Raw genomic sequence first — 21,343 nt, 5'->3', positions numbered from 1 at the left:
GTGACTCAGCCGAGGCGGTCGACGAGCTCCTGCACGCGGGCGGCGATGTCGTCGCGGATCAGAGCCATGCGCTCCATGCCCTCGATACCGCGGGTGGAGGGCTCATCGGTCTCCCACACCTGCACCGGGGTGCCGTCCACGGGCTCGACGTGGGCTTCCTTCCCGAGCACGACGACGAGGTCAGCCGCGCGCACGTCGTCATCGGTGAGCTGGTGGGTGCGCTCAGCAGAGATGTCGACGCCGACCTCGGCCAGGCTCGCCACCGACTGGGTGTTGAGCTTGTCGCCGGCCTGGGTGCCGGCCGAGGAGACCTGCAGTTCCAGGCCCCGCTGCTCCGCGGCGTGGCGCATCAAGCCGGCTGCCATCTGAGACTTGCCGCCGTTGCGCACGCATACGAAGAGCACGTGCGGCTTGTTGGTGGCGCTCATGCGCGCGCCGGCAGCAGCTCGGCCAGCAGCGCCTCGACGCGGCCGCGAATCTCATCGCGGATCGGGCGCACCGCCTCGATGCCCTGCCCGGCGGGGTCAGCCAGCGCCCAGTCCTCATACCGCTTGCCCGGGAAGATGGGGCAGGCGTCCCCGCAGCCCATGGTGATGACCGCGTCAGAAGCCTGGACCGCTTCGGTGGTCAGAACCTTGGGCACCTCAGCGGTGATGTCGATGCCGACCTCGGCCATCGCCGCGACGGCGACGGGGTTGATCTGGTCGGCAGGCATGGAACCGGCCGAGCGAACCTCGACGGCGCCGCCGGACAGGGCGCTCATGTAGCCAGCAGCCATCTGAGAGCGACCGGCGTTGTGCACGCACACGAAGATCACGCTCGGGCGATCAGTGGTGGGCGCGGTGGTGGGGTCGGACACGAGAACTCCTGGGTCGTGGTGGGTCAGCAAGGTCGGGCGGCCTCAGTGGCTCAGCGGCCAGCGGTCGGTGCGATCTCCTCGACCAGCGCGCTCACGCGCCGGGCGATGGCGTCGCGGACGGCGCGCACCACGGCCAGGTCCTGGCCGGCGGGGTCAGCGACGTCCCAGTCCAGGTATCGCTTGCCGGGGTATATCGGGCAGGCGTCCCCGCAGCCCATGGTGATGACCACGTCGGCGGCCTGAACCACGTCGTCGGTCAGCGGCTTGGGGAAGGCCAGCTCCTCGGGGTCGGTACTGGCAACGCCGGCGGCGGGTCCGAGGCCGACCTCGGCGAGAGCCTGCAGCACGACGGGGTCGACCTGGTCGGCGGGCAGGGACCCCGCCGAGCGGACATGGACGCGGCCCTTGGCCAGGTGGGCCAGGTAGGCCGCGGCGATCTGGGAGCGGCCGGCGTTCTGGACGCAGACGAACAGGACCTCGGGCACGTCCTTGGCCCAGGCGCCCTTGGCCTGGGCGAGGGCGGTCAGGCGCTCGGTGGCGAAGCGGCAGGCCAGCACCGGCACGTGAGTCTTGACCTTCGCGGTGCGCCCGAGGGCGGTGTAGGACTCGAACACGACGCGCTCGATGGTCTCGCGGCTGACCACGCCGGCGAAGCGGGTGGTGAGGTCATCGACGTGGCGGTTCAGCACCGCGCGGGGGTCGACGAGTCCGGTGGTTGCAGGGGCTGCGGTGGCCTGGTCGGTGCTCATCGGGTGCTCCCAGAAGTCGTCGAGGCAGTCGAGGCAGCGATGTGAGGGGCAGGGACGGTGGGGTCGTTCGGGAAGAAGCGGCGCCCGGCCCACAGCGCCACGTAGACCAGCGCCACCAGCACCGGCACCTCGATGAGGGGGCCGACGACGCCGGCGAGGGCCTGGCCGGAGGTGACCCCGAAGGTGCCGATGGCCACGGCGATGGCCAGCTCGAAGTTGTTGCCGGCGGCGGTGAAGGACAGCGTGGTGGTGCGGGCGTAGTCCATCCCGATCAGGCGGCCGAGCAGGAAGCTGCCGCCGAACATGAGGACGAAGTAGGCCAGCAGCGGCAGCGCGATCCGCGCCACGTCACCGGGGGCGGAGACGATGGCGTCGCCCTGCAGGGCGAAGAGCAGCACGATCGTGAAGAGCAGCCCGTACAGGGCCCACGGACCCAGGCGGGGCAGGAAGCGCTGCTCGTACCAGTCCCGGCCCCTGGCCCGCTCACCCAGAGTGCGGGTCAGGTAGCCGGCGACGAGCGGGATGCCGAGGAAGACCAGCACGCTGACCACGATGGCGACCACGGAGAAGTCCGCGCTCGTGGTCGGCAGGCCCAGCCAGGCGGGGAGCACCTGCAGGTAGAACCAGCCCAGGGCGGCGAAGGCGAGGATCTGGAAGACGGAGTTGATCGCCACCAGCACGGCGGCGGCCTCCCGGTCCCCGCAGGCCAGGTCGTTCCAGATCAGGACCATGGCGATGCAGCGGGCCAGGCCGACGATGACCAGGCCGGTGCGGAACTCCGGCTGGTCGGGCAGCAGCAGCCAGGCCAGGGCGAACATCAGCGCCGGCCCGAGGACCCAGTTGAGGACCAGGGAGGCGATGAGGAGCCTGCGGTCCCCGGTGACGCGGCCGAGCTGGGTGTAGCGGACCTTGGCCAGGACCGGGTACATCATCACCAGCAGACCCAGGGCGATCGGCAGGCTGACTGAGCCGACCTCGACCGCCGACAGTGCGTCATCGAGCCCCGGGACAAGGCGGCCGAGGGCCAGACCGAGGATCATCGCGGCGATGATCCAGACCGGCAGGAAGCGGTCCAGGGTGGACAGGCGAGCGAGCACCGGGGCCTGGGGCCCAGCGGCGGGACGCTCGGAGACAACATCGCTCATCGGGTGGGGTCCTCGTAGTTCGTTGGCTGAGGGGTCAGCTGGTCTGGGCGGTGGGCTTGGTGGCCTTGACGATCGCGCCGTGCAGGCCCGGGGCGACCTCGTGGGTGAACTCCACGCTGGCGTCGCTGAACCCGGCCGCGGCCAATCCCTCGAGGTACTCCGTGCGTGAGAGGGCGCCGGCGATGCAGCCGACGTAGGAGCCGCGCTCGGCGCGCTGGGCGGGAGTGACGTCGTCCTCGGCGACGACGTCGGAGATCCCCACCCGACCGCCGGGGGCGAGGACCCGGAAGGTCTCGGCCAGGACGGCGGGCTTGTCGGTGGACAGGTTGACCACGCAGTTGGAGATGACCACGTCGATGCTGGCGTCGTCGAAGGGCAGTGCCTCGATGGTGCCCTCGCGAAACTCGACGTTGCTGACGCCTGCGGCGGTGGCGTTGGTGCGGGCCAGGTCGAGCATCTCCCCTGTCATGTCCACGCCGTAGGCGAAGCCGGTGGGCCCGACGCGGCGCGCGGAGAGCAGGACGTCGATGCCGCCGCCGGAGCCCAGGTCCAGCACGCGCTCGCCGGGGTGCAGGTCGGCCACCGCGGTGGGGTTGCCGCAGCCGAGGGAGGCCAGCACCGCAGCGGCGGGCAGGTCAGTGGTGGTGTCGGCGTCGTAGAGGGCTGCGCCGAAGCGGTCATCGACCTCGATGGCGGCAGCGGGACTCGGAGCGCAGCAGCTAGCCCCGGTGTCCCCCGTGGTGGCGCCGGAGGCCGGGGAGGCAGCGCGGGCGGCGTCGGCGTAGCGGGCGCGGACCTGCTCGCGCAGGTCGGCGTCGTCGCTGCGGTGCGTCGTGTTGGTCATGTCCGTCCTCCTAGGCAGGCCCCCGCGAGGGTGGCATCGACGTTCATCGATGCCGACCCTGCCACGGACATGGACGGGCGTCAATATCGACAGAAGTGAATGTCCGGTGTCAGACTTCGGCGATGGCCACCGCTGTGCAGATAGCCCCGTCAGCGCGCTCGTCGAGCGAGAGCGCGGGCCCAGGCGTTGCCTGCTGTGCTCCGTTGGCGCGTAAGCCCCTCGGAGCTGAGGACGCCGTTGCCCTTGCCCGCACCCTCAAGGCCCTGGCCGACCCCGCGCGGCTGCGACTGCTCAGCCTGGTCGCTGCCCACGAGGGTGGGGAGGCCTGCGTGTGTGACCTGACCGAGCCGCTGGGCCTGAGCCAGCCGACGGTGAGTCACCACCTGAAGGTGCTGGTGGAAGCGGGACTGCTGACCCGCGACAAGCGCGGGGTGTGGGCCTACTACGCCCTGGTTCCCGGCGCGCTGGACTCCTTGGCCGGGGTCCTGACCACCTGCTGATCAGCCCAAGGGACCGGAGCGGGCCCGGGCAGAAAGGGGAACCTAGCGATGGGCAGCACCGACGTCGGCCGCAGTGACGTGTCCGTTCTGCCGATGACCGAACAGGACTGGCCGGCGGTCCACGACATCTACGCCTCCGGCATCGCCACCGGCCATGCCACCTTCGAGGCGTCCCCGCCGAGCTGGGAGGACTTCGACTCCGCCAAGGCGCCCCAGCACCGCCTCGTCGCGGTCGACCCCGCGGGGCGGGTGCTGGGGTGGGCGGCCGTCGTGGCGGTCTCGGACCGCTGCGTCTATGCCGGGGTGGGGGGCACTCCGTCTACGTCGCCCCCGACGCCCGCGGGCGGGGCGTCGGCCGGTCGCTCCTCGACGCGTTGATCGCCTCGACCGAGGCCGCCGGCATCTGGACGGTCCAGTCGGGCGTCTTCCCCGAGAACACCGCCAGCCTGGCCCTGCACGCCGCTGCCGGCTTCCGCACCGTCGGCGTGCGCCAGCGGCTCGGGCGGATGAGCCACGGCCCGATGGTGGGGCAGTGGCGAGACGTGGTGCTGCTCGAGCGCCGTAGCGCCTTGCTCTAAGCCTGTTGCACCCAGGGACCGCTGACCGCCCGCCTCGGTCCATGTCGCGACGCGTCGACGCCCGAGGCCGCCGCCCGTCGCAGATGGGATCCCCATCCGAGCGCTCGAGTCGTTCAAGAGCGGCTCGGACGAGACCCACGGGCCCATGGGCTTCTAGGGCGGTCGCTGTCGTCACGGGGCAGGACCCGGTGAGCACCGGGGAAGGAACCTTTCGTGGGGTCCAGGTCCCTTAGAAGGTGTGGACGTGCGCCAGAGCAGGCCCCCGGAGACGCCCGAGGGGTTCGAGGCCTTCGTGGTCTCTGCCTACCCACACCTGGTCCGGCTCGGCGCGCTACTCAGCGCCGACCACCACCACGGTGAGGACCTCGCCCAGACCGCGCTCGTGCACACGCTGCGCGCCTGGCCACGCCTGCACCCCCACGGCGACCCCGCCGCCTACACCCGGACGGTCATGACCCGTCTGGCCAGCAAGGCGAGCCGCCGGCGTTGGCTCGCAGAGCAACCCACTGAGCCTTCCGACCTCCTTCAGGCTGGCGGCCAACCCCACCAGACCCCTGCTCTTGTGTTCGCCGACCAGGTCGGCACCGCCATCGACGCCCGCCGACTCCTGCACTCTCTACCCGCAGCCCAGCGCCTGGTCCTGGTCTTGCGGTTCTGGCTGGACCTGACCGAAGCCCAGACCGCCGCCGAGCTTGGATGCTCCATCGGCACGGTCAAAAGCCGCACCTCCCGAGCACTGGCGACCTTGCGCGCCCGCACCCCCACTACACCTGCGCGCGGCATCGACGACCCGCCCCCAGCCACCGATCTGAACTCCTGGATGGGAGCCCACCGATGACCACCAACTGCGGTGACCGCCCGGAGGTCGACATCACCGACCTGCTGCGCCTTGCCGCCGACGTCGAACCCCAAGATCGTGACCCCGTCGCCAGCGTCCTGGTCCGGAGTCACCACTCCCAGCACCGACTGAAGGGCCTCGGTCCCGCCCATGGTCCCCGCCGGCGCATCCAGCGGACTCTGCTGTGGAGTGCGGCAGGTCTGGCCGCAGCCGCTGCGGTGGTCGGCGTCATCGTCGCTAGCCCGGGACTGTCTTCGCATTCCCGGGACTCCTTCGTGGTCCGGCCTGCCCCTGCGCCCGGGATCAGCCAGGAACCCTCCCCGGAGACCTTCACCCCGACAACGGCCCCGACGACGGCCTCGACACCTCGACCTGGCGCAGCGCCATTTCCCAACTCCCGGACCTCGACGTGGCCAGATCCGGCGCTGACCATCCTGACCATCCCCGAGGGCAGCCCACCGGCGATCACCGCCGACGACCAGCAGATGGCCCGCAGCATCGCGCAAAGCACCGGCCAGGATTACAACCGACTGCTGGAGCTCATCCGCTACCAAGACTCCTTCAGCGCCCTCGTGGAACAGGTCGAAGCCGATTACCCCCAGCAGTACTCCGCCTCATCCGGGGCCACCTACGACGGTCAGCCCGCCTGGATCGCCATGACCGGCACTGTGCCTGAGCAGCTGATCCAGGCCGCGCAGCGACTAGCGCAGCCGGTACAGCTGCGCGGCGGCGCCGCGCTCAGCGCAGCGGATGCCCTCACCGTCCAGGCAGCCGCGCTGGAGACGTTCGACGACCTCGTCCAGCCCGCCGACGACCGAGCCGGGGAGTTCGATGCCACGACCGCGCACCTGCGCGTCGGTTATCTGCCTGGTCCCACAGGACTCCGCGCCGACTCTGAGACCGCGCAGCGCATGCAGCAGGCCGTCAACGCCCAGCTTGGACGTTCAGTCCCCCTGACCATCACCTTCGTGCCCGGTGGCGCTGGGCAGAGCACCTCCGCGCCGTGACGTCACACACCGACCCCCGAGGCCTGATCAGGACGGCCACCATGCGACCGCGATACCTGGCCACCGCCGCGACAGCAGCCGCGCTCTCGCTGACCACCGCGTGCGGAGCCACCGATCCCTCCGCTGTCGGCGCTGTGTCGCCCGCCCAGGAAAGCCTCGGTGCGCACACGTCCACACCGGCGACCTCGTGGCAGGACCCATCCGGGGGTGCGCCCTCCGTGAAGGAGCAGCCGCAGGTGCCGGACGCCCTCCAGCTCGCGGATGGCGCCGCCGTCCTGGTCGGGTCGGAGAATCGTGGTTCGGTGCCCGCGGTCGCGATCAGCGGTCAGATCGTTCGCATCGGTACAGCGTGCTGGGGGTACGCCAACAGCCAGGGCACCTGGGTTCTGGTGGTCGACCACGGCTCCACCGTGACTGCGGACGGGCGAGGAGTACTCACGCCTAACGGTGTGACCATTCGCGTGGGGGACACGGTGTTCGGCGGAGCCGGCGGGGGCGTGGACCAACAGCGTGAAGATCGGTGGCGGGCGGCCTCGCCGGCGTGCATGGAAGGGCGCGGGGTCTATCCCGTCTCAGCAACCAATGCCCGCGGTGCTGCCGGCGGAGTGGTGCCATGAGCTGAGAAGACGCCCGCAACAGCTATGAGCGAAGGACACTCGCCAACGCCTGCCGTTCCGTCCACGTCCCCTGGCGAGGCTCACCTGTGGAGGCTCCGCCGCCCCGCGCCACAGACGCGCCCGCATAGCGACCGCCACCCGGACGCCCCGGCGGCCCGGAGCCGTCCCAACTCGCGGCGCCTTCGCCCGTTCCTCGTGGAGGGCAGGGTTAGGGCAAAGGCAGCCAGGGCCGTAGCGGTGCGAGTTCTTGGAGATGCCGCTCGTCCCATATGACTGTCGACAGGGCGGCGTGCCACCTTTCAGCGAGGTCCGAACGTCGACACCGCTCGGCGACGACGGAACTCACCTCGGGGCGTTCATGGAGCAGCTCCTCGAGGGGGCCAGCGCCGACGTAGATGGGGTCTGCGTCGTCGGCTGAGAGCAGGTCCTCCAGCAGGTCGACGACATCGGCGGCGCTCCACCTCTGAGATGCCTCGTCGACGGCTTCGACAGCCCAAAAGTCGGCGTCCTCGTCGGCGGTGTTGTCCGCCGACGAAGCAGGCTGGGACCCGGGGGCGTCTGTACGGGCGGTGAGGCGCCGGTTGTTCCGCCAGTAGGCCTCGACCAAGCGGGTCCGCTCGACGTCCATGCCCGGACGCTAGCCAACCTGTCCGAGCCGTCTCACCGAGGACCGCTCACCGGACGCTGTGAAGCCGCCGGGTCGCCTCACCGGCCGACGGCGCTGGTCGTCGCTGATTGGATCCTCAGCTGCACGCTCCTGGAAGACGGTGAAGGATTGACTCCCGGCTACTCCGTCAGCGCAACCCTCCCTGTCAGGCTGAGGTGAGAGCCGTTGCCCGTTCAGGGTGAGCGCGTCGTCGGCCGTCGACGATGGCCCTCGCGAAGCCTCACTCGCTCGGCTGTGACCTCCCGCCCGAGAGGCTCGCCACCATCAACTAGCGGAGCAGTCGGACCTCGACCGGCAGGTCGAGCTTGGCCCAGGCGTGGTCGGCTGTGAGGACAGACGCTGGGTCGCTGCGCACGGCCAGCGCGAGGCAGCAGCGGTCACCGAGGGAGAGCTGCCGGCCACCGGGCAGTCCACGCAGGGCCCCAGCGAGCTCGGCGTCGGCTTCGGTCACCGGCTCGATCCTCACGCCGGCGGCCGCCAGGAGCTGGCGCAGGCGCGAAGGGTCGACGTCCTCGTCGATCAGTTTGCCGATGACCTCGGCGAGGTTGGCCGTTCCCAGCACAGACCCGGGCAGGGCTGCGGCGACGACGTCAGCGCCGGACTCGTCGTGGACGAGGGCGAGGATCGCCGAGGCGTCCAGGACCGTCATTCGTCGATGGCGGCTCGGCGGCGCTCAGCCAGGAGCTCATCGACCAGAGAGCGGGAGGCCGGTACTGAGGCGGCGAGACCGCGCAGTTCCGCGGCTGCGTCCTGGGAGCTCTCCAGGACCAGGCGGCGCCCGGTCAGGTGCAGGTGCAGTCGGTCACCGGCGCTGAGTCCGAGGGCGGAGCGGACCTCGGCGGGGATGACGAGCCGGCCCTGCTGGCCGAGCACAAGCGTGGCATCCATGCGCTCATAGTGGCACGATCCGCCTTGTCGTGTCATCAGATTACGTCTCGCTGACCATCCTCATCCGGCCAGCGCCAGGCCGCCGCGAATTGCGGTGCTCTTCGGTGCAGGTCATCCGTCAGGTCATCGCTCAGCTCCGCCAAGTGCCGCAGCAATCTCGACTGATCACGGGATCCGAAGTTCGGCAACGCGGTACTAGGCGACACCCACTACGTGACAGTACTGTGCGTTGCATGACAGCGGACGCCGATCGCCGCACGCAGCTGCTGCGGGGATCCTTGGACACCTGCTTGCTCGCCCTGCTGGACCACACCCCAACCCACGCCTACGACCTCGTAGTCCAGCTCGAGCGCCACGGCCTGCCCGACATCAGCTACGGCACCGTCTACCCGCTGATGACCCGGCTGCGCCGCCAGGGCCTGGTCAGCGAACAACCCGAGCCCAGCGCCAGCGGACCACCCCGCAAGGTCTTCCACCTCACCGCCCAGGGCCGCTCAGCCCTTGCGACCTGGGTCCAGCAGTGGAGCAGCACCACCGCCACCATCACCTACCTGTTGACGGCAGCGGGGGCCCTGCCCACCGCACCGACCACGCCCGCCCCGCTCCTCCCGTCCGCTCTGCCCGCCCCAAAGGTCCACAACCGTGTCGATGCCTGAGCCGCCCCGCACTGCCGATGACCTGCTGCGAGAGATCGACCGCGAGCTGCGCCGGCACCGGGTGCGCCGGGCCGACCGCGACACGGTCCTGGCAGAGGTCAGAGCCGACCTGCTCGCCGCTGACGCTGACGGCCGCGACCCGCGCGCGCTGATCGGTGGTGATGTCGAGGCGTTCGTACGCCGCACCGTGGAAGAAGGCGGCTACGCCCGGGCCCCACGTGACATCACTCGCATGGTGCTGCTCGGCGTGGTCGGCGCGCCGGTAGCCGTCGTGGCCAGCTACCTGTTCTTCTTCGAGGTGGTCTTCCCGTTGTTCGTCGCGCTGTTCGACCTTCCGTTTCGCGCGCCGGTGCTGGGCCCGCTGGTCGCCTTGGTGGGCATCGCGACGATGGGTGTCTTGGTGGTGCTCGCCCTGCTGGCGGTGCTGCTGCGCGGTCGCCTCGCGGCGCGGGAGACCGCGCGAGCGGCGCGGGCGACGGTGAGCGCCGCCGCCGCGGTTGGGGCCGTGGGCAACGTGGTGGTGCTGACCACGACCGCCTCGATCAGCACGCACAGCGTGGCCGCGCAGGTGATGGTCGTGCTCGTGCCGCTGGTGCTCGCCTTGGTGGGCGCGCGGTGGGTAGGGCTGCGCCGCGCGGAGCGGCGCGAGCCGGAGCACCCACTGGCCAGCTGACGGGCGCTGACGGGCGCAGGCGGTATCGCTGACACGGCGTCATCGCCCTGCTGCCGTCACCGACGTCCACCCAGCGACCGCTGATGCCCGCCTGGCCGTGTTTTGCGCCCCCCCCCGGCGCCTGGGCCACCGCTCGTCGCGGACCGGATGCCCATCTGGTGAGTGAGGCTCAGGCTGACGGGCTGGTAGGGGCCAGCGTCTGGCCCTCTGCGCTCAGCCCCCGCGGTGGTCTTCCGAAGACAATGCAGAAGGGGTGTCCGGCCGGGTCCACGAAGGTGCGGAAGCTGCCGTGAACCGCCTCGGCGGCGGTCGGTCGACGGCGAGCCCCCAAGCGCAAGAGCTCGGCCTCGGCCCGGTCGGGGTCCTGAACGCGGATGTCTAGGTGCATCTGCTGCGGCTGGCCAGTTTGCGGCCAGGTGGGCGGTGAGTAGTCGTGCACGCGCTGGAAGGCCAAGTCGCGTCGGTCGGGACCTCGGCCGATCACCGTCCAGTCGCCGAGATCCTGGTTCACCTGCATGCCGAGCACTTCGCAGTAGAACGTTGCTAGAGCCCGGGGGTCTGGACAGTCGAGGACCGTCTTCTCCAGGTGACCGATCACCGAGCGAGTGTGCTCCTCGGTGCCCTGCTTGCCGGCGCGCAACATCTCACAAGGGATCGCTCACCGAACCACCGAAGGACCTGCGTCGCGCCCGCCGTCTGACGTCGTCGCCGGGCCGGCAGATGGCCGCGGTCACAATGGGCGGCGCTGGAGGGCATGGCGACGGCGGGGAGGTCCGGTGAGCATCGGCACTGAGGGCGCTGCGGTGCTCCTCGTCGAGGACGACGCCCTGCTGCGCCGGGCCATCAGCCGCGCCCTGCAAGAGGTGCACGCCGAGGTGACTGCTGTCGGTACCGGTCTGGAGGCCCTGGAGGTTGTTGGTCCTGGACCGGACTGCGACTTTTCGGCTGTCATTCTGGACATCGGGCTGCCCGACGCCGACGGACGCGACGTGTGCGCAGCCGTCCGTGCCCGCGGCATCACCACCCCGGTCCTGTTCCTCACCGCACGCGGGCAGGTCGACGACCGCCTCTCGGGTTTTACCGCAGGCGGGGACGACTACCTGCCCAAACCCTTCGACACCCGTGAGCTGCTCGTGCGCACCGGCGCGCTGGTGCGCCGCGCTGGCAGTACACCGCCGCGGGAGGTCACCGCAGTTCGCCTGGACCCGGTGAACCTGCGCCTGCTGGCTTCCCCGGGCGGGCAGGACCAGTCCCTGACCCCCACGGAGTACCGGGTGCTGGCGCCGCTGATGAACGCCCCCGGACAGGCGCTGCGCCGCAGGGCGCTGGCGGTGGCCGGGTGGTCTGCCGGCGCGATGGTCACCGACAACGTGCTCGACCAGTACATCTCCCGCATCCGCCGCAAGGTCGAGGCCGCCTCCGCTGGCACCAGTGCGATCCATACGGTCCATGGCGTCGGGTACCGCTTCGAATGAAGGCACAGGCGCACGCACCAGCGCGACAGGGCGCGGTCAGGCGGTGGTGGCGCGCCAGAAGCCTGCGCAGCTCGGTGGCTTGGTCGGCCACGGTCGTGGTCGCGGCGTGGATGGCTGTGCTCGCCGCGCTCGCCGTCGTCGTGGTGGGGGTGGCCCTGGACCGCGCCGCCGACGACTCCCTGCGAGCTCGCGCGCAGGCGGTCACCGCCACCGCTCAGGTGCGCGCGGACGGGTCCGTCACCGTGCTGGAGGGACCCGATGACCAGGCGCTGGACACCGACACCTGGGTGATCGCCGCCGATGGCGCCTTGGTTGAGGGGCCCGCCGGAGCTGGTGCGGCACCTCCTCGCGTGGCCGAGCTGGCAGCACGGGTCCTGGGTGCGGACGGTGAGCTGGTGGACACCGTCGACGCCGACGCCCCGACCCGGTTGCTCGGGCTGCCCGTTCATGACCAGAGCGGTCAGCCCGTCGCCGCTGTGGTCACCGCGGCGTCCCTGGTGCCCTACCAGCAGCTGCGCGAGCTGACGCTGGTCGCCGTGACCGTGCTGGCGCTGCTGCTGGTCGTGGGTGTCCACCTGGTGCTGCGGGCCGCGGTCGCGCGCGCGTTGATGCCGGTGGCGGCGATGAGCCGGCAGGTGGACGCCTGGAGCACCAGCGACCCCACCCAGCGCCTGGGTGAGGGGCCGCGGCCCACCGAGCTGGCGTCTCTGGCTGGCACGCTGGACGCGCTGCTGGACCGCATCGCCGCGGCGCTGCGCCACGAGCAGGTGCTCACCGCCGAGTTGTCTCACGAGCTGCGCACACCGCTGGCGGGGATGCGGGCCGAGCTGGACTGGGTACGAAAGCCTGCACGCAGCGACGCGCAGCGCCAGGAGTCGCTGGCCGAGCTCGACACGGCGCTGCGGCGGGCTGAAGGGGTCGTGGAGGGGCTGTTGGCCTCGGCGCGGTCAGCGACGGCGGCCCCGGGGCGATGTGAGGTGGCCCCGGCCGTTGAGCGCGTACTCGCCGCGCGCCGAGCAGCCGATGCACCCGGACGAACAGAAGATGTCAACGCTGTGGCCTTGCGCGCGGATGTCGACCAGACCCTCGCCGTGGGAGTCGAGGCGGCGGTCCTGGAGCGGGCCCTGTCACCGTTGGTCGACAACGCCTACCGCTACGCCCGCTCCATCGTCCTGGTCACGGCACATCGTGACCAGGCGCAGGTACGCATCACCATCGCCGATGACGGACCCGGCATCCCCGCCGACCTGATCGCCCGCGTGCTCGAACCTGGCTTCCGAGCGGACCCCGGTGAGCAGCACCGCGGCTCCGGTCTGGGCTTGCCGCTGGCAGCCCGACTGGCGCGCACCGCCGGTGGCGACCTCCTCCCGCAAGCAGCCGGCGCAGACGGCGGGGGTGTGCTGCACCTGCTGCTTCCCGCGGCGTGAGCCAGTCCCGCAAGCAGCGTCGACGTGGATGACGCGGCAGAGGGGGCGTAAAGGCGGCGTACAGACCGGCGCCGTCACCCTCACAGCATGTCGACGTCCACACCCTCCTCTCGGTCCTCGGCCACCTCGCCACACGTCAGCGCTCCCGCAGCCGCCGTCCGCGGTGACGGGCTTTCGCGGGCCCGCACCGTGCTCAACAAGGTCCCCGAGGTCACCGCCTGGTTCTGGGTCATCAAGGTCCTGGCCACCACGGTCGGGGAGACCTTCGCGGACTACCTCGACGGAACCCTCGGCCTCGGCCTCGGAGGCACCAGCGTGCTGATGACCGCGGTGCTCGTCGTGGTCCTGGTCGCCCAGCTGCGCGCCGACAGGTACCGGGCGCCGCTGTACTGGCTCACCGTGGTGCTGGTCAGCGTCGTCGGCACGCTGCTGACCGACTGCCTCACCGACGCCGCCGGCGTGCCGCTGGTCGTGAGCACCACCGTCTTCGCCGTCGCCCTGGCAGCGACCTTCGCGATCTGGTTCGCCAAAGAGCGCACCCTGTCGATCCACGCGGTGACCTCCCTGCCGCGCGAGCTCTTCTACTGGCTGGCGGTCCTGCTCACCTTCGCTTTGGGCACCGCCGCCGGTGACCTGCTGAGTGAGCAGGTCGGGCTGGGCTACTGGCCCACGGCGCTGCTGGTCGCGGTGGTCATCGCCGCCGTGGCCGCCACCCGCTACGGCCTGGGCGCCAACGCGGTGGCGTGCTTCTGGGTGGCCTACGTGCTGACCCGACCCCTGGGCGCTTCCCTGGGTGACGGCTTCAGCCAGGCCCACACCGACGGCGGGCTGGGGCTCGGCACCACCTGGACCAGCGTGGTGTTCCTCGGCGTGATCCTGGCCTGCGTCACCTACCTCACGGTGACCAAGCGTGACCAGACCCCTGCGGAGTCCCTGAGCGAGCCGAAGGTCCGGCACTGACCCACAGCCCCGGACTGGGCGGACCTCCAGGTCCCTGACGCGGGCATCCTGCACGTGCGCGTGCAGGACGCCCACGCGCCACGAGCGTGCCGACTCCGGAGGTAGCGCGGTGGTGGCCGTCGTGGTCGGCCGTAAAGGCGACGCACAGGTCCGGCGCCGCACGCTGTGACCATGCCGATCACCAGGTCCTCGAGGCTGGACGCCCGCCGCTTCCGGCGGCGCACCACGTACCTGCAGCTGACGGTGACGGCTGGCTTCCTCGTGACCGTCGCCTTCGCGCTGCTTCAACGCTGACGTGCAAGGGACCTCAGCCTCGCCCAGCCCGCCCCATCGACGGCCCTGACACTCTTCGACCAACGGAGACACCGCATGCCCATGCCACCGACCGCCGCCTCCACGGGCGCCATCCCACCCGCCCACAGGCCCCGTGCCCGCACCCGAGGCTTGCCGATCGCCTGGACCACCGCCCGCGCCGCCAAGGTGCCTGAGATCACCGCGGTGTTCTGGCTGGTGAAGGTGCTCACCACGGGCATGGGAGAGGCGGCCTCGGACTACCTCGGGGAGACCAGCCTCGTGCTCGGCGGCCTGGTCGGCGTCGGCTCGCTAGTGGGTGCGCTGGCCTGGCAGTTGCGCGCGCGGGAGTACTCCGCGGTCCGCTACTGGACGGCCGTGAGCGCCGTCGCGGTGTTCGGCACCATGACCGCCGACATCACCCACGTGGTCACGGGCCTGTCCTACGCGGTCACCACCGCGGCGTGGGCCGTCGTCGTCGCCGTCCTGTTCACCGCCTGGTGGAGGGTGGAGGGCACGCTGTCGATCCACGACGTCGACTCCACCCGGCGCGAGCTCTTCTACTGGGCCACCGTGCTGGCGACCTTCGCCCTCGGCACCGCCGCCGGTGACCTCACCGGGCTAGCGCTGGGCTGGGGCTTCCTGCCGTCCGGGCTCCTCTTCGGCGCGGCGATGGTCGTGCCGCTGGTGGCGTGGCGCCTGGGGCTGAGCCCGGTGGCGGCGTTCTGGAGCGCGTACGTGCTCACCCGCCCCTTCGGCGCCTCCTTCGCGGACTGGCTCGGCAAGCCCGCGCACGTCGGTGGCGGCGTCGGTCTGGGCGACGGCCCCGTGACGCTCGCGGCGCTGGTGGCGATCGCCGCGCTCGTGGGGGTGCTGGCCGTCACGCGCGCCGACGTCCAGCGCGCCGACGTCCAGCGCGCCGACGTCCAGCGCGGTGAGCGCGTCCCGGCGGAGGAGGGCGCGGCGTGAGCCTGCTCGACCCGCAGCACCTGCTCTCCTCCTTCGGGGCGGTGGGGCTCTTCGTCATCCTCTTCGCCGAGACCGGCCTGCTCATCGGCTTCTTCCTGCCCGGCGACTCGCTGCTCTTCACCGCCGGGCTGCTCGCGGCGACCTCGGCCACCAGCGCCGCCCACCTGCCGCTGGCCCAGGTGCTCCTCGCCGGTGCGGCCGGAGCCCTGCTCGGGGCTCAGGTCGGCTACCTCATCGGTCGCCGCGTGGGCCCGGCGCTGCTGGACCGCCCCGACCGTCCCAAGCTGCAGGCCGGGGTGCGCCGCGCCCAGCAGGTGCTGGACCGCTACGGGCATGGCCGCGCCGTCGTCCTGGCCCGCTTCATCCCCGTGGTCCGCACGCTCATGAACCCGCTCGCCGGCACGGTCGGGGTGCCCGCGGGGCGCTTCGCGCTGTGGCAGGTGGTCGGCGGGCTCATGTGGAGCCTGGGCGTGGCGCTGGCCGGGTACGTGCTGGGCACGCGCATCCCCGGCATCGTCGCCTACCTGCTGCCGATCATCGCCGTCGTCGTGGTGGTCTCGCTCATCCCGGTGGCGGTGGAGCTGGTCAAGGCCCGCCGGGAGGCCGGCCGGTTCTGATCCTCAGCGCTGCTCGGGAGGCGCGGGCAGCACCTTCGGGGCCCCGAGCAGCGTGGTGACCAGCACGGCCACCACGCTGCCGGCGCAGATCAGCCCGGCCAGCACGATGAGCTGGAACCGCGCCGCCTGCACCGGGCTGGCCCCGCCGAGCAGCGCGCCGATGAACGCGCCCGGCAGCGTCACTAGACCGGTGGTGCGGGTCTGGTCCAGCACCGGCACGAGCGACTCGCGCACCGCCGCGCGGGCCACGTCGAGCACCGCCCGCCGCGGTGGCGCGCCGAGGGCCAGCCACCCCTCCACCTCCTCGCGGCGGGCCAGCAGGCCCGCCAGCAGGTGGCGCCCGGCGAGGGTGGCGGAGGTCATGGTGCCGCCCAGCACGATGCCGCCGAGCGCGACGACGTAGCGCGCCGAGAACGGCAGCACCCCGAGGGAGAAGGCCACCCCCAGGACGACGACGGCGCCGGCCGCGCACGCCACCGCCACGGCGCGCCGCGCCGCGCGCAGGCCCTGCAGCGGGGCGAGGCGGTGCGAGGCGGTCCACACCGCGGTGGTGAGCATCACCGCGAGCACGGCGGCGGCCAGGGCGGGCACGTGGTCGAGCACGCCGCGCAGCACCAGGCCGATGGCGGCCAGCTGCAGCCCGCCGCGCAGCACGGCCGTCAGCGGTGCCGTTCCGCGGGGGCCCACGGCCACGCCCGCGACGCGCAGCACCACCAGTGCCACGGCGAGCAGCGCCGCCACGCCCAGCAGCAGGCGCAGCAGCTGGTCAGCGGTCACGGCCCAGCATGTCCCAGCGTGGAGTGACTCGGCGAAGCATGCCCTGAAGCGACCGCTGACGGCCGCCCCGGTGGAGGGCGCAGAGCATCGGCGCTCGAGGCTGCCAACTGTCGCAAATGGGATCGCTGCCCGTCAGCGTCTCGCTAACCATCGCTACCCGGACACCCGATCAAGGATCCGGGACTTGCCGGACCCTTCCAGCTCGTCCAGAGTCGCCGTGCGCCCGGCGACCGTCATCAGCAGCGCCTCGGCGGTCCCCTTCAGCTCCGGGCCCCGCCCGAACTGCCACTCCATGTCGGTGGCGACCAGGCGCACGTCGTAAACGCGACGGATGCCCTGGACCACGGGGGCGAAGATCGCCGTCGGCAGCGCGACCCGCAGCCGCTCGTGCGCGATCGAGCGGTGCAGTCCCAGAGGGCGGCGGATGTCCTGGTGGTGGATGAGCGCGTCGGTCAGTCCGATGCGTCCGCCCATCCCAGCCGGCAGTCCCGCTGGTCGCAGGTGGGTGGACAGCCGTTGCAGCAGCTGCTCAGGGCTGGTGCCGTCGAACTCGGCCAGGACGGTCGCGTTGATGCGGGCGGTGCTGAGGCGGCCGGAGATGAAGCGGTGCAGGGTCTGGCCGGCTGTGAGGTCGTCGTAGCTGAGGACGTGGGCGACCACGTCGCGCACGGTCCAGCCGTCGCACAGGGTCGGCTGCTCCCACTGCTCGAGGGGCAAGGAGGACAGGAGCTCGAGCAGGTCGGCTCGCTCCTGGCGGGCCAGCTCCATCGCGGTCATCGAGACATCATCCGCGGCTGGTTCCTCGGAAGTGCGATCGTGGGCCACTTCCTCGGATGGTCCGGGGCGTGCTGCGGGGAGTCGCCAATGCATGGCCGGCGCGCCTCCGTCACTCGACGACCGGTCACTGCACCCGGTGACGCGTCCGGGGGCGCTTCGCCCCCCCCGACGGTGGTCGTCGCAGATGGGACCGCTGACCGCCCGCGTCGGTGCGCGTCGCGGCGCCCTGCCGCTCAAGGCCGTCGTCCGTCGTAGATGAGATCGTCAACCGGACGTCCGGTGCTGGTCGGCTGCGGCAGGCGGAGTGTTGATGGCGCTGGGTCATCCGGCGATGAAGGCGTGGCCGTCGTGGACCGGCACGGTGCTGCCCTCGTCTACTTCAGCTGCAACATCGACGTCGTTGCCAAAGCCGGCTTCGCCCAGCTCACGTCCACTTGCGCAAGCAGCGAGCTGGCGGGGCACCTCGGCAGCGACGGCTCGAAAGGCCCCACCTGCCACCACAGCCTCGGGTGAGAGGTCTCGCCACCCGAGGTCGGTCAGAGCGTCGAGCACGGCACCGGCGCCCCAGAGGTCCTCCACCGCAGGGCGCAGGGACCCGTCGGGCCACCGCTCCCCGGCGGAGATGACCGCCACAGATGCGGTCTGATGGTCGTAGTGGGCGTTGATCCAGGCTGCTGCGGATGTGGCGTTGCGCAGACAGGCACCGATGACGACCCCTGCCCTGTCCGCGAGGTGGTGAGCAATCATCGATCCGTTGGGGGAGGGCAGTACCAATCGCTTCGGTGGTGGGTCAGCTGCTCGCACGGTGGACGCGGACAGGCTGATCTGTCCGGGGCGGGCGGTGCGCCGCCCGACCGCGAGGACAGCCTGGTGGTCGGCGGCCAGCTTCGTGGCGCCGTCGTCGGCCCACCGGTAGGGCAGGACCTCGATTCCTGCGTCGGTGGCCACGCTGAGGGTCGTGGTGAAGGACAGGACGTCGATCACCACGGCGACGTCAGCGCCGGTGCTGATCGCGTGGGCGCCCGGTAGGCCCCAGTCGTGACGGATCCGATGGTTGTCCTGGCGGTGTGCCTGCTGGAGCCGGCGGGGGTCCACGGCTGATCAACCTAGGCTGTTGGCGCTCGCCAAGGCGGGTTCGTCGATGGATCCCCGACAGCTCGGGCTCCGGGCAGGCCAGCTGGCAGGCAGCCGTACGCGGGAACGTCGCGATGACCACCGCTGGCCGTCCGCATCGGGCACGTCGTGGCGTCTCGACGAACGAGCCCGCCGCTCGTTGCAGATGGGATCGCTCACCGCGACAAGACGCGCTTGCCCCGCCGCATGAGCGGCCGGTGTCGGTGCAGGTCGCAAGCGTCCCCCGTGGGGAGACTCGTCGGGCTCCTGACCTGCTGGTCGAATGCAGCATGCGACTGCACCCCGGAGAGATCGAGGTCGGCGGCTGGCAGGTCACCACACTGACCGACTTCGTGCAACGACTCGTCGCGGCTTCGCCGGAGATCTCCGGTCGCCCGCGCATCGTCGCCATCGACGGGCGCGGTGGCACGGCAAGTCGACCCTCGCTGAGCGGCTGACCTCTTCGGTTCCGGCCTCGGCGGTGGTCCACACCGATGACGTCGCCTGGTTCCAGGCCTACTTCGACTGGGGTGGGCTGCTCGCCCAGGGGGTCCTCGAGCCCCTCCACCGCGGGGAGGCGGTGCACTTCACGCCACCGGCGTGGGCACCGAACGGCAAGGAGGGCGCCATCACCGTCCCTGCTGGACTGGAGGCGGTGTGGGTCGAGGGGACCGGCGTGATTCGCCGCGAGCTCGCCCCCTGGATCGATGCCTCGATCTACGTGCAGGGCGATCTCGACGTCCAGGAGCGGCGCCTGGTCGAGCGCGACGGGGACTCCCCGGCCATCAGGGACCACATCGCCTCCTGGCTGCAAGAGGAGTTGCCCTTCTTGCTGGCTGAGCAGCCGTGGCAACGCGCGACCATCGTGCTGAACGGCACGTCGCAGCTCACCCACGACCCGTCCATCGAAGTGGTCATCGCTTCGTAGCGTCGCTGTGCGACCGGCGACACGCTGACCACCAGCGACGTCCCGACACGACGCTCACTAGCGTGACCGAGGTGCGCCCGGCTCACGCGATCTTCCTGAACGGCAGCTACGGGATCGGCAAGAGCACGCTGCTGGAGCACCTGGGTGATCAGCTCGCGGCAGCCGGCACGCCGTTCGCCTTGATGGACGTCGACTGGTTCCACCGCAGCTGGCCACCGGCGCCGCACGACCCGAGCAACGTGGTGGTCGAGGCCGAGAACATCGCCGCTGTGTGGGCCGCCTACCAGCGCGGCGGTCCCCGTCAGCTCGTGCTGGCCGGGGTCATTGAGACGGCTGAGGACCGTGCTCGGTACGAACGGGCCACGGGGCTCGCGGTGCGCTCGGTGCGCTTGGAGGCGGACCCGGGTGTGCGTGAGGCGCGACTGCGGCGCCGGTACACCTCAGCCCAGCACGCGGCTCTGCAGTGGCACCTGGCGCGGCACGAGACGCTGGCCCAGCGCCTCAGAGCAGCAGATCTCGATGAGCTGGTGGTCCAGACCGATGACCTTCAACCGCACGTGCTCGCGCAGGAGGTGCTCGAGCACTTCACGCGGTGAACGCCGGTAGCGCCATCACCGAGGGCGCCCGGACAACTCCTCAACGGTCCACTGACGATCGATGCTGGGTCAGCGTCGCGCTGACCATCCGCTTCCGGACAGGTCGTCGTTCCGCGGGAGCCTGAGTCTTGCTGGCCACGATGAGTTGTCGAGACCATCCAGCCCATGACCACCTGGCGCTGGCCACCGGCTGTTCCTCCCGAGGACCTGGGGGCCGTGGCGCACGGACCGGTCGTGCTTGCCAGCGATGGCGACGTCGCAGCTGGGCTGCGATGCGTGTGGGCCTATCCGGAGGGACTGCTGCTGCCGGTCGTCATCCGGGCGCGTGGCGTCCACGCAGAGGCCGCTGTTCGCCAGACCTTCGGGCGTGACCGAGCTGGGGTGCACGCCAGTGAGTTACAAGGTTCGGCGCTTCGTGTCGAAGTGCGAGTTAACGATCACAACGGGGTGGCAGAGGCCAGCGGGGGGAGCTCTTCAGGAGGAGAGGAGGTTTTCACCGCAGAACCTCACTACTGGATAGGAGAGCTTCCTCGAGACGGGCAGATCGACCTTCGTGTCTCATGGCCCGAGGTCGGGCTCGCTGATACGGCCATGACGTTGCACCTGGAGGACTTGACCGACCTGCGGGAGCGCGTCGTCCGCCTGCTGCCGTAACGGTTCCAGGCCTCATCTACAGGTGTGCCGACGAAGGACCGCTCACCGCAACCTCCTAAACGGCTGTCACACCCCTGCCACGGTGTTCCCTGGCTGGCCTCGTATCCCTCACCAGGGAGAGGATCTCCGGGTGGGAGCCGAGGACGGAGCGCTGTGGCTGCGCGCCTGGGAACCCGCTGATGCTCCCGTCGTTGCAGGCCTGCTTGACCCCGACGCCGACCCCCTGTGGGTCGCTCAGTGCCACGCGCTGCACGGGCCACCGCGCGAGGGCGAGCGGTGGCGCCGCACGCTGGTCGCCGTCAGAGGGGACCGGGAGGGGAAGGTCGTGGGGGCGGCGACCGTGGCGCGGAACTGGGTCCACCCGGGCCAGTACTCCTGCGCCATCGACGTCCACCGCGCCTGGCGCCGTCAGGGGGTCGGGCGACGGCTCCTGGACGGCCTGCGCGAGGTGCGGCCCGAGACGCTGCCCCTCGTGAGCAAGCTGCGCCCGTCGAACGCTGCGGCCATGGGATTCCTCGCCGCGGCCGGAGGTGGCGTTCGCCAGCGCAGCCCAGGGCAGGTTGTCGACGTCGCTGATCATCGCGTGCTCGCCTGGGCCGAATGGCACGGGGCAGCAGCGGAGCACAGCGGTCCTCCTGGACTAAGAGCGTCCGCCAGTAGGTGCGATCTTGGCGAGTGACCCGCTGGAGTTGCGAGCGGGCACGGGGCCCTCCACATCATGGAGTTGCTAACGCTCTG

At 71.2% G+C, this 21,343-nt stretch carries 29 protein-coding genes and 1 pseudogene; 18 read left to right on the top strand and 12 right to left on the bottom strand.

Annotated elements, in window-relative coordinates:
* Positions 1–5: 5 nt before the first annotated feature.
* The 5 genes from BXY45_RS14605 to arsM form a co-directional block, all read right to left on the bottom strand.
* On the bottom strand, positions 6–428 hold the full coding sequence (locus BXY45_RS14605; RefSeq protein ID WP_109775249.1) for an arsenate-mycothiol transferase ArsC: 423 nt from the start codon (positions 426–428) through the stop codon (positions 6–8).
* Complete coding sequence (locus BXY45_RS14600; RefSeq protein ID WP_109775319.1) at positions 425–778, bottom strand: arsenate reductase/protein-tyrosine-phosphatase family protein; 354 nt, start codon at positions 776–778, stop codon at positions 425–427. The genes BXY45_RS14605 and BXY45_RS14600 overlap by 4 nt, the downstream gene beginning before the upstream one ends.
* Positions 779–909: 131 nt before the next feature.
* Entirely contained in the window at positions 910–1,608 is a 699-nt protein-coding gene (locus tag BXY45_RS14595; protein WP_109775248.1) for an arsenate reductase ArsC, read from the bottom strand.
* Positions 1,605–2,753: an ACR3 family arsenite efflux transporter gene (gene arsB / locus BXY45_RS14590; protein ID WP_109775247.1), complete on the bottom strand. Its 1,149-nt coding sequence runs from the start codon at positions 2,751–2,753 to the stop codon at positions 1,605–1,607. The genes BXY45_RS14595 and arsB overlap by 4 nt, the downstream gene beginning before the upstream one ends.
* Before the next feature lie 34 nt (positions 2,754–2,787).
* Positions 2,788–3,597 (bottom strand): arsenite methyltransferase, encoded by an 810-nt coding sequence (gene arsM, locus BXY45_RS14585; RefSeq protein ID WP_109775246.1) that lies wholly within the window; start codon positions 3,595–3,597, stop codon positions 2,788–2,790.
* A gap of 122 nt (positions 3,598–3,719) precedes the next feature.
* Here arsM and BXY45_RS14580 point away from each other — a divergent pair, with 122 nt between their 5' ends.
* The 5 genes and pseudogenes from BXY45_RS14580 to BXY45_RS22940 all read left to right on the top strand — a co-directional run bounded on the left by BXY45_RS14580 (position 3,720) and on the right by BXY45_RS22940 (position 7,137).
* Positions 3,720–4,097, top strand: a complete 378-nt coding sequence (locus BXY45_RS14580) for an ArsR/SmtB family transcription factor (protein WP_109775245.1) — start codon at positions 3,720–3,722, stop codon at positions 4,095–4,097.
* Between the two features lie 93 nt (positions 4,098–4,190).
* A pseudogene (locus BXY45_RS24740) lies at positions 4,191–4,675 on the top strand (GNAT family N-acetyltransferase).
* Positions 4,676–4,919: 244 nt separating this feature from the next.
* Complete coding sequence (locus BXY45_RS14570) at positions 4,920–5,513, top strand: SigE family RNA polymerase sigma factor (protein WP_109775318.1); 594 nt, start codon at positions 4,920–4,922, stop codon at positions 5,511–5,513.
* Positions 5,510–6,520, top strand: coding sequence for a hypothetical protein (locus BXY45_RS14565; protein WP_109775244.1), 1,011 nt, complete (start codon positions 5,510–5,512; stop codon positions 6,518–6,520). Before BXY45_RS14570 ends, BXY45_RS14565 begins: the two co-directional genes overlap by 4 nt.
* 218 nt (positions 6,521–6,738) lie before the next feature.
* The gene (locus tag BXY45_RS22940; protein WP_146211220.1) at positions 6,739–7,137 is read left to right on the top strand and encodes a hypothetical protein; all 399 of its coding nucleotides are present in this window, start codon (positions 6,739–6,741) and stop codon (positions 7,135–7,137) included.
* A gap of 208 nt (positions 7,138–7,345) precedes the next feature.
* Here the strand turns inward: BXY45_RS22940 and BXY45_RS14555 are convergent, their stop codons facing one another.
* The 3 genes from BXY45_RS14555 to BXY45_RS14545 form a co-directional block, all read right to left on the bottom strand.
* Complete coding sequence (locus tag BXY45_RS14555) at positions 7,346–7,765, bottom strand: hypothetical protein (protein ID WP_109775242.1); 420 nt, start codon at positions 7,763–7,765, stop codon at positions 7,346–7,348.
* A gap of 307 nt (positions 7,766–8,072) precedes the next feature.
* Positions 8,073–8,453 carry a type II toxin-antitoxin system VapC family toxin gene (locus BXY45_RS14550; RefSeq protein ID WP_109775241.1) on the bottom strand — a complete coding sequence of 127 codons (381 nt, stop codon included), beginning with the start codon at positions 8,451–8,453 and terminating at the stop codon, positions 8,073–8,075.
* Entirely contained in the window at positions 8,450–8,692 is a 243-nt protein-coding gene (locus tag BXY45_RS14545; RefSeq protein WP_109775240.1) for an AbrB/MazE/SpoVT family DNA-binding domain-containing protein, read from the bottom strand. The genes BXY45_RS14550 and BXY45_RS14545 overlap by 4 nt, the downstream gene beginning before the upstream one ends.
* 233 nt (positions 8,693–8,925) lie before the next feature.
* Here BXY45_RS14545 and BXY45_RS14540 point away from each other — a divergent pair, with 233 nt between their 5' ends.
* Complete coding sequence (locus BXY45_RS14540) at positions 8,926–9,348, top strand: PadR family transcriptional regulator (RefSeq protein WP_109775239.1); 423 nt, start codon at positions 8,926–8,928, stop codon at positions 9,346–9,348.
* Positions 9,341–10,021: a hypothetical protein gene (locus tag BXY45_RS14535; protein ID WP_146211219.1), complete on the top strand. Its 681-nt coding sequence runs from the start codon at positions 9,341–9,343 to the stop codon at positions 10,019–10,021. The genes BXY45_RS14540 and BXY45_RS14535 overlap by 8 nt, the downstream gene beginning before the upstream one ends.
* 169 nt (positions 10,022–10,190) lie before the next feature.
* On the opposite strand, the gene BXY45_RS14530 is transcribed toward BXY45_RS14535, so the two are convergent.
* Positions 10,191–10,664, bottom strand: a complete 474-nt coding sequence (locus BXY45_RS14530; RefSeq protein WP_109775237.1) for a VOC family protein — start codon at positions 10,662–10,664, stop codon at positions 10,191–10,193.
* A gap of 133 nt (positions 10,665–10,797) precedes the next feature.
* Between BXY45_RS14530 and BXY45_RS14525 the strand changes: the two genes are divergently transcribed.
* From BXY45_RS14525 to BXY45_RS14505, 6 genes are all read left to right on the top strand, one after another.
* Positions 10,798–11,496 carry a response regulator transcription factor gene (locus tag BXY45_RS14525; RefSeq protein WP_211319592.1) on the top strand — a complete coding sequence of 233 codons (699 nt, stop codon included), beginning with the start codon at positions 10,798–10,800 and terminating at the stop codon, positions 11,494–11,496.
* Between the two features lie 74 nt (positions 11,497–11,570).
* The gene (locus BXY45_RS14520; protein WP_109775236.1) at positions 11,571–12,923 is read left to right on the top strand and encodes a sensor histidine kinase; all 1,353 of its coding nucleotides are present in this window, start codon (positions 11,571–11,573) and stop codon (positions 12,921–12,923) included.
* A gap of 87 nt (positions 12,924–13,010) precedes the next feature.
* The gene (locus tag BXY45_RS14515; RefSeq protein ID WP_109775235.1) at positions 13,011–13,883 is read left to right on the top strand and encodes a COG4705 family protein; all 873 of its coding nucleotides are present in this window, start codon (positions 13,011–13,013) and stop codon (positions 13,881–13,883) included.
* Positions 13,884–14,054: 171 nt separating this feature from the next.
* A complete protein-coding gene (locus BXY45_RS24575) occupies positions 14,055–14,177 on the top strand; it encodes a hypothetical protein (RefSeq protein ID WP_281270601.1) in 123 nt (40 codons plus the stop codon).
* 81 nt (positions 14,178–14,258) lie between these two features.
* Complete coding sequence (locus BXY45_RS14510) at positions 14,259–15,143, top strand: COG4705 family protein (protein ID WP_109775316.1); 885 nt, start codon at positions 14,259–14,261, stop codon at positions 15,141–15,143.
* Positions 15,140–15,760, top strand: a complete 621-nt coding sequence (locus BXY45_RS14505; RefSeq protein ID WP_218566927.1) for a DedA family protein — start codon at positions 15,140–15,142, stop codon at positions 15,758–15,760. Before BXY45_RS14510 ends, BXY45_RS14505 begins: the two co-directional genes overlap by 4 nt.
* Before the next feature lie 3 nt (positions 15,761–15,763).
* Here BXY45_RS14505 and BXY45_RS14500 read toward each other — a convergent pair whose 3' ends face one another.
* The 3 genes from BXY45_RS14500 to BXY45_RS14490 form a co-directional block, all read right to left on the bottom strand.
* The gene (locus tag BXY45_RS14500; protein ID WP_211319591.1) at positions 15,764–16,537 is read right to left on the bottom strand and encodes an ABC transporter permease; all 774 of its coding nucleotides are present in this window, start codon (positions 16,535–16,537) and stop codon (positions 15,764–15,766) included.
* A gap of 153 nt (positions 16,538–16,690) precedes the next feature.
* Positions 16,691–17,314 (bottom strand): maleylpyruvate isomerase family mycothiol-dependent enzyme, encoded by a 624-nt coding sequence (locus tag BXY45_RS14495; protein WP_211319590.1) that lies wholly within the window; start codon positions 17,312–17,314, stop codon positions 16,691–16,693.
* Positions 17,315–17,635: 321 nt separating this feature from the next.
* On the bottom strand, positions 17,636–18,409 hold the full coding sequence (locus tag BXY45_RS14490; RefSeq protein WP_109775234.1) for a 2-phosphosulfolactate phosphatase: 774 nt from the start codon (positions 18,407–18,409) through the stop codon (positions 17,636–17,638).
* Positions 18,410–18,717: 308 nt separating this feature from the next.
* On the opposite strand from BXY45_RS14490, the gene BXY45_RS23865 reads away from it, so the two are divergent.
* The 5 genes from BXY45_RS23865 to BXY45_RS14470 all read left to right on the top strand — a co-directional run bounded on the left by BXY45_RS23865 (position 18,718) and on the right by BXY45_RS14470 (position 21,284).
* Positions 18,718–18,885 carry a hypothetical protein gene (locus BXY45_RS23865; protein WP_211319589.1) on the top strand — a complete coding sequence of 56 codons (168 nt, stop codon included), beginning with the start codon at positions 18,718–18,720 and terminating at the stop codon, positions 18,883–18,885.
* A 23-nt stretch (positions 18,886–18,908) separates the two neighbouring features.
* Positions 18,909–19,355 carry a nucleoside/nucleotide kinase family protein gene (locus BXY45_RS14485; protein WP_211319588.1) on the top strand — a complete coding sequence of 149 codons (447 nt, stop codon included), beginning with the start codon at positions 18,909–18,911 and terminating at the stop codon, positions 19,353–19,355.
* 62 nt (positions 19,356–19,417) lie between these two features.
* Positions 19,418–19,951 (top strand): hypothetical protein, encoded by a 534-nt coding sequence (locus tag BXY45_RS14480; protein ID WP_109775233.1) that lies wholly within the window; start codon positions 19,418–19,420, stop codon positions 19,949–19,951.
* 165 nt (positions 19,952–20,116) lie between these two features.
* Positions 20,117–20,605, top strand: coding sequence for a hypothetical protein (locus BXY45_RS22935; RefSeq protein WP_146211218.1), 489 nt, complete (start codon positions 20,117–20,119; stop codon positions 20,603–20,605).
* Between the two features lie 130 nt (positions 20,606–20,735).
* On the top strand, positions 20,736–21,284 hold the full coding sequence (locus tag BXY45_RS14470) for a GNAT family N-acetyltransferase (RefSeq protein ID WP_170131532.1): 549 nt from the start codon (positions 20,736–20,738) through the stop codon (positions 21,282–21,284).
* Positions 21,285–21,343 lie beyond the last annotated feature (59 nt).

The organism is Quadrisphaera granulorum, assembly GCF_003149145.1.
Lineage (GTDB): Bacteria > Actinomycetota > Actinomycetes > Actinomycetales > Quadrisphaeraceae > Quadrisphaera > Quadrisphaera granulorum.
The sequence above is the reverse complement of the archived record's forward strand: the minus strand, read 5'-3'. Positions and strand labels throughout refer to the sequence as shown.

Excerpts from the sequence above, each read along its gene's own strand:
- BXY45_RS14605 (WP_109775249.1), bottom strand. The coding sequence starts at position 428 with ATGAGCGCCACCAACAAGCCGCACGTGCTCTTCGTATGCGTGCGCAAC.
- BXY45_RS14600 (WP_109775319.1), bottom strand. The coding sequence starts at position 778 with ATGGCTGCTGGCTACATGAGCGCCCTGTCCGGCGGCGCCGTCGAGGTT.
- BXY45_RS14595 (WP_109775248.1), bottom strand. The coding sequence starts at position 1,608 with ATGAGCACCGACCAGGCCACCGCAGCCCCTGCAACCACCGGACTCGTC.
- arsB (WP_109775247.1), bottom strand. The coding sequence starts at position 2,753 with ATGAGCGATGTTGTCTCCGAGCGTCCCGCCGCTGGGCCCCAGGCCCCG.
- arsM (WP_109775246.1), bottom strand. The coding sequence starts at position 3,597 with ATGACCAACACGACGCACCGCAGCGACGACGCCGACCTGCGCGAGCAG.
- BXY45_RS14580 (WP_109775245.1), top strand. The coding sequence starts at position 3,720 with ATGGCCACCGCTGTGCAGATAGCCCCGTCAGCGCGCTCGTCGAGCGAG.
- BXY45_RS14565 (WP_109775244.1), top strand. The coding sequence starts at position 5,510 with ATGACCACCAACTGCGGTGACCGCCCGGAGGTCGACATCACCGACCTG.
- BXY45_RS14555 (WP_109775242.1), bottom strand. The coding sequence starts at position 7,765 with ATGGACGTCGAGCGGACCCGCTTGGTCGAGGCCTACTGGCGGAACAAC.
- BXY45_RS14550 (WP_109775241.1), bottom strand. The coding sequence starts at position 8,453 with ATGACGGTCCTGGACGCCTCGGCGATCCTCGCCCTCGTCCACGACGAG.
- BXY45_RS14545 (WP_109775240.1), bottom strand. The coding sequence starts at position 8,692 with ATGGATGCCACGCTTGTGCTCGGCCAGCAGGGCCGGCTCGTCATCCCC.
- BXY45_RS14540 (WP_109775239.1), top strand. The coding sequence starts at position 8,926 with ATGACAGCGGACGCCGATCGCCGCACGCAGCTGCTGCGGGGATCCTTG.
- BXY45_RS14535 (WP_146211219.1), top strand. The coding sequence starts at position 9,341 with ATGCCTGAGCCGCCCCGCACTGCCGATGACCTGCTGCGAGAGATCGAC.
- BXY45_RS14530 (WP_109775237.1), bottom strand. The coding sequence starts at position 10,664 with ATGTTGCGCGCCGGCAAGCAGGGCACCGAGGAGCACACTCGCTCGGTG.
- BXY45_RS14515 (WP_109775235.1), top strand. The coding sequence starts at position 13,011 with ATGTCGACGTCCACACCCTCCTCTCGGTCCTCGGCCACCTCGCCACAC.
- BXY45_RS24575 (WP_281270601.1), top strand. The coding sequence starts at position 14,055 with ATGCCGATCACCAGGTCCTCGAGGCTGGACGCCCGCCGCTTCCGGCGG.
- BXY45_RS14510 (WP_109775316.1), top strand. The coding sequence starts at position 14,259 with ATGCCACCGACCGCCGCCTCCACGGGCGCCATCCCACCCGCCCACAGG.
- BXY45_RS14495 (WP_211319590.1), bottom strand. The coding sequence starts at position 17,314 with ATGACCGCGATGGAGCTGGCCCGCCAGGAGCGAGCCGACCTGCTCGAG.
- BXY45_RS23865 (WP_211319589.1), top strand. The coding sequence starts at position 18,718 with ATGCGACTGCACCCCGGAGAGATCGAGGTCGGCGGCTGGCAGGTCACC.
- BXY45_RS22935 (WP_146211218.1), top strand. The coding sequence starts at position 20,117 with ATGACCACCTGGCGCTGGCCACCGGCTGTTCCTCCCGAGGACCTGGGG.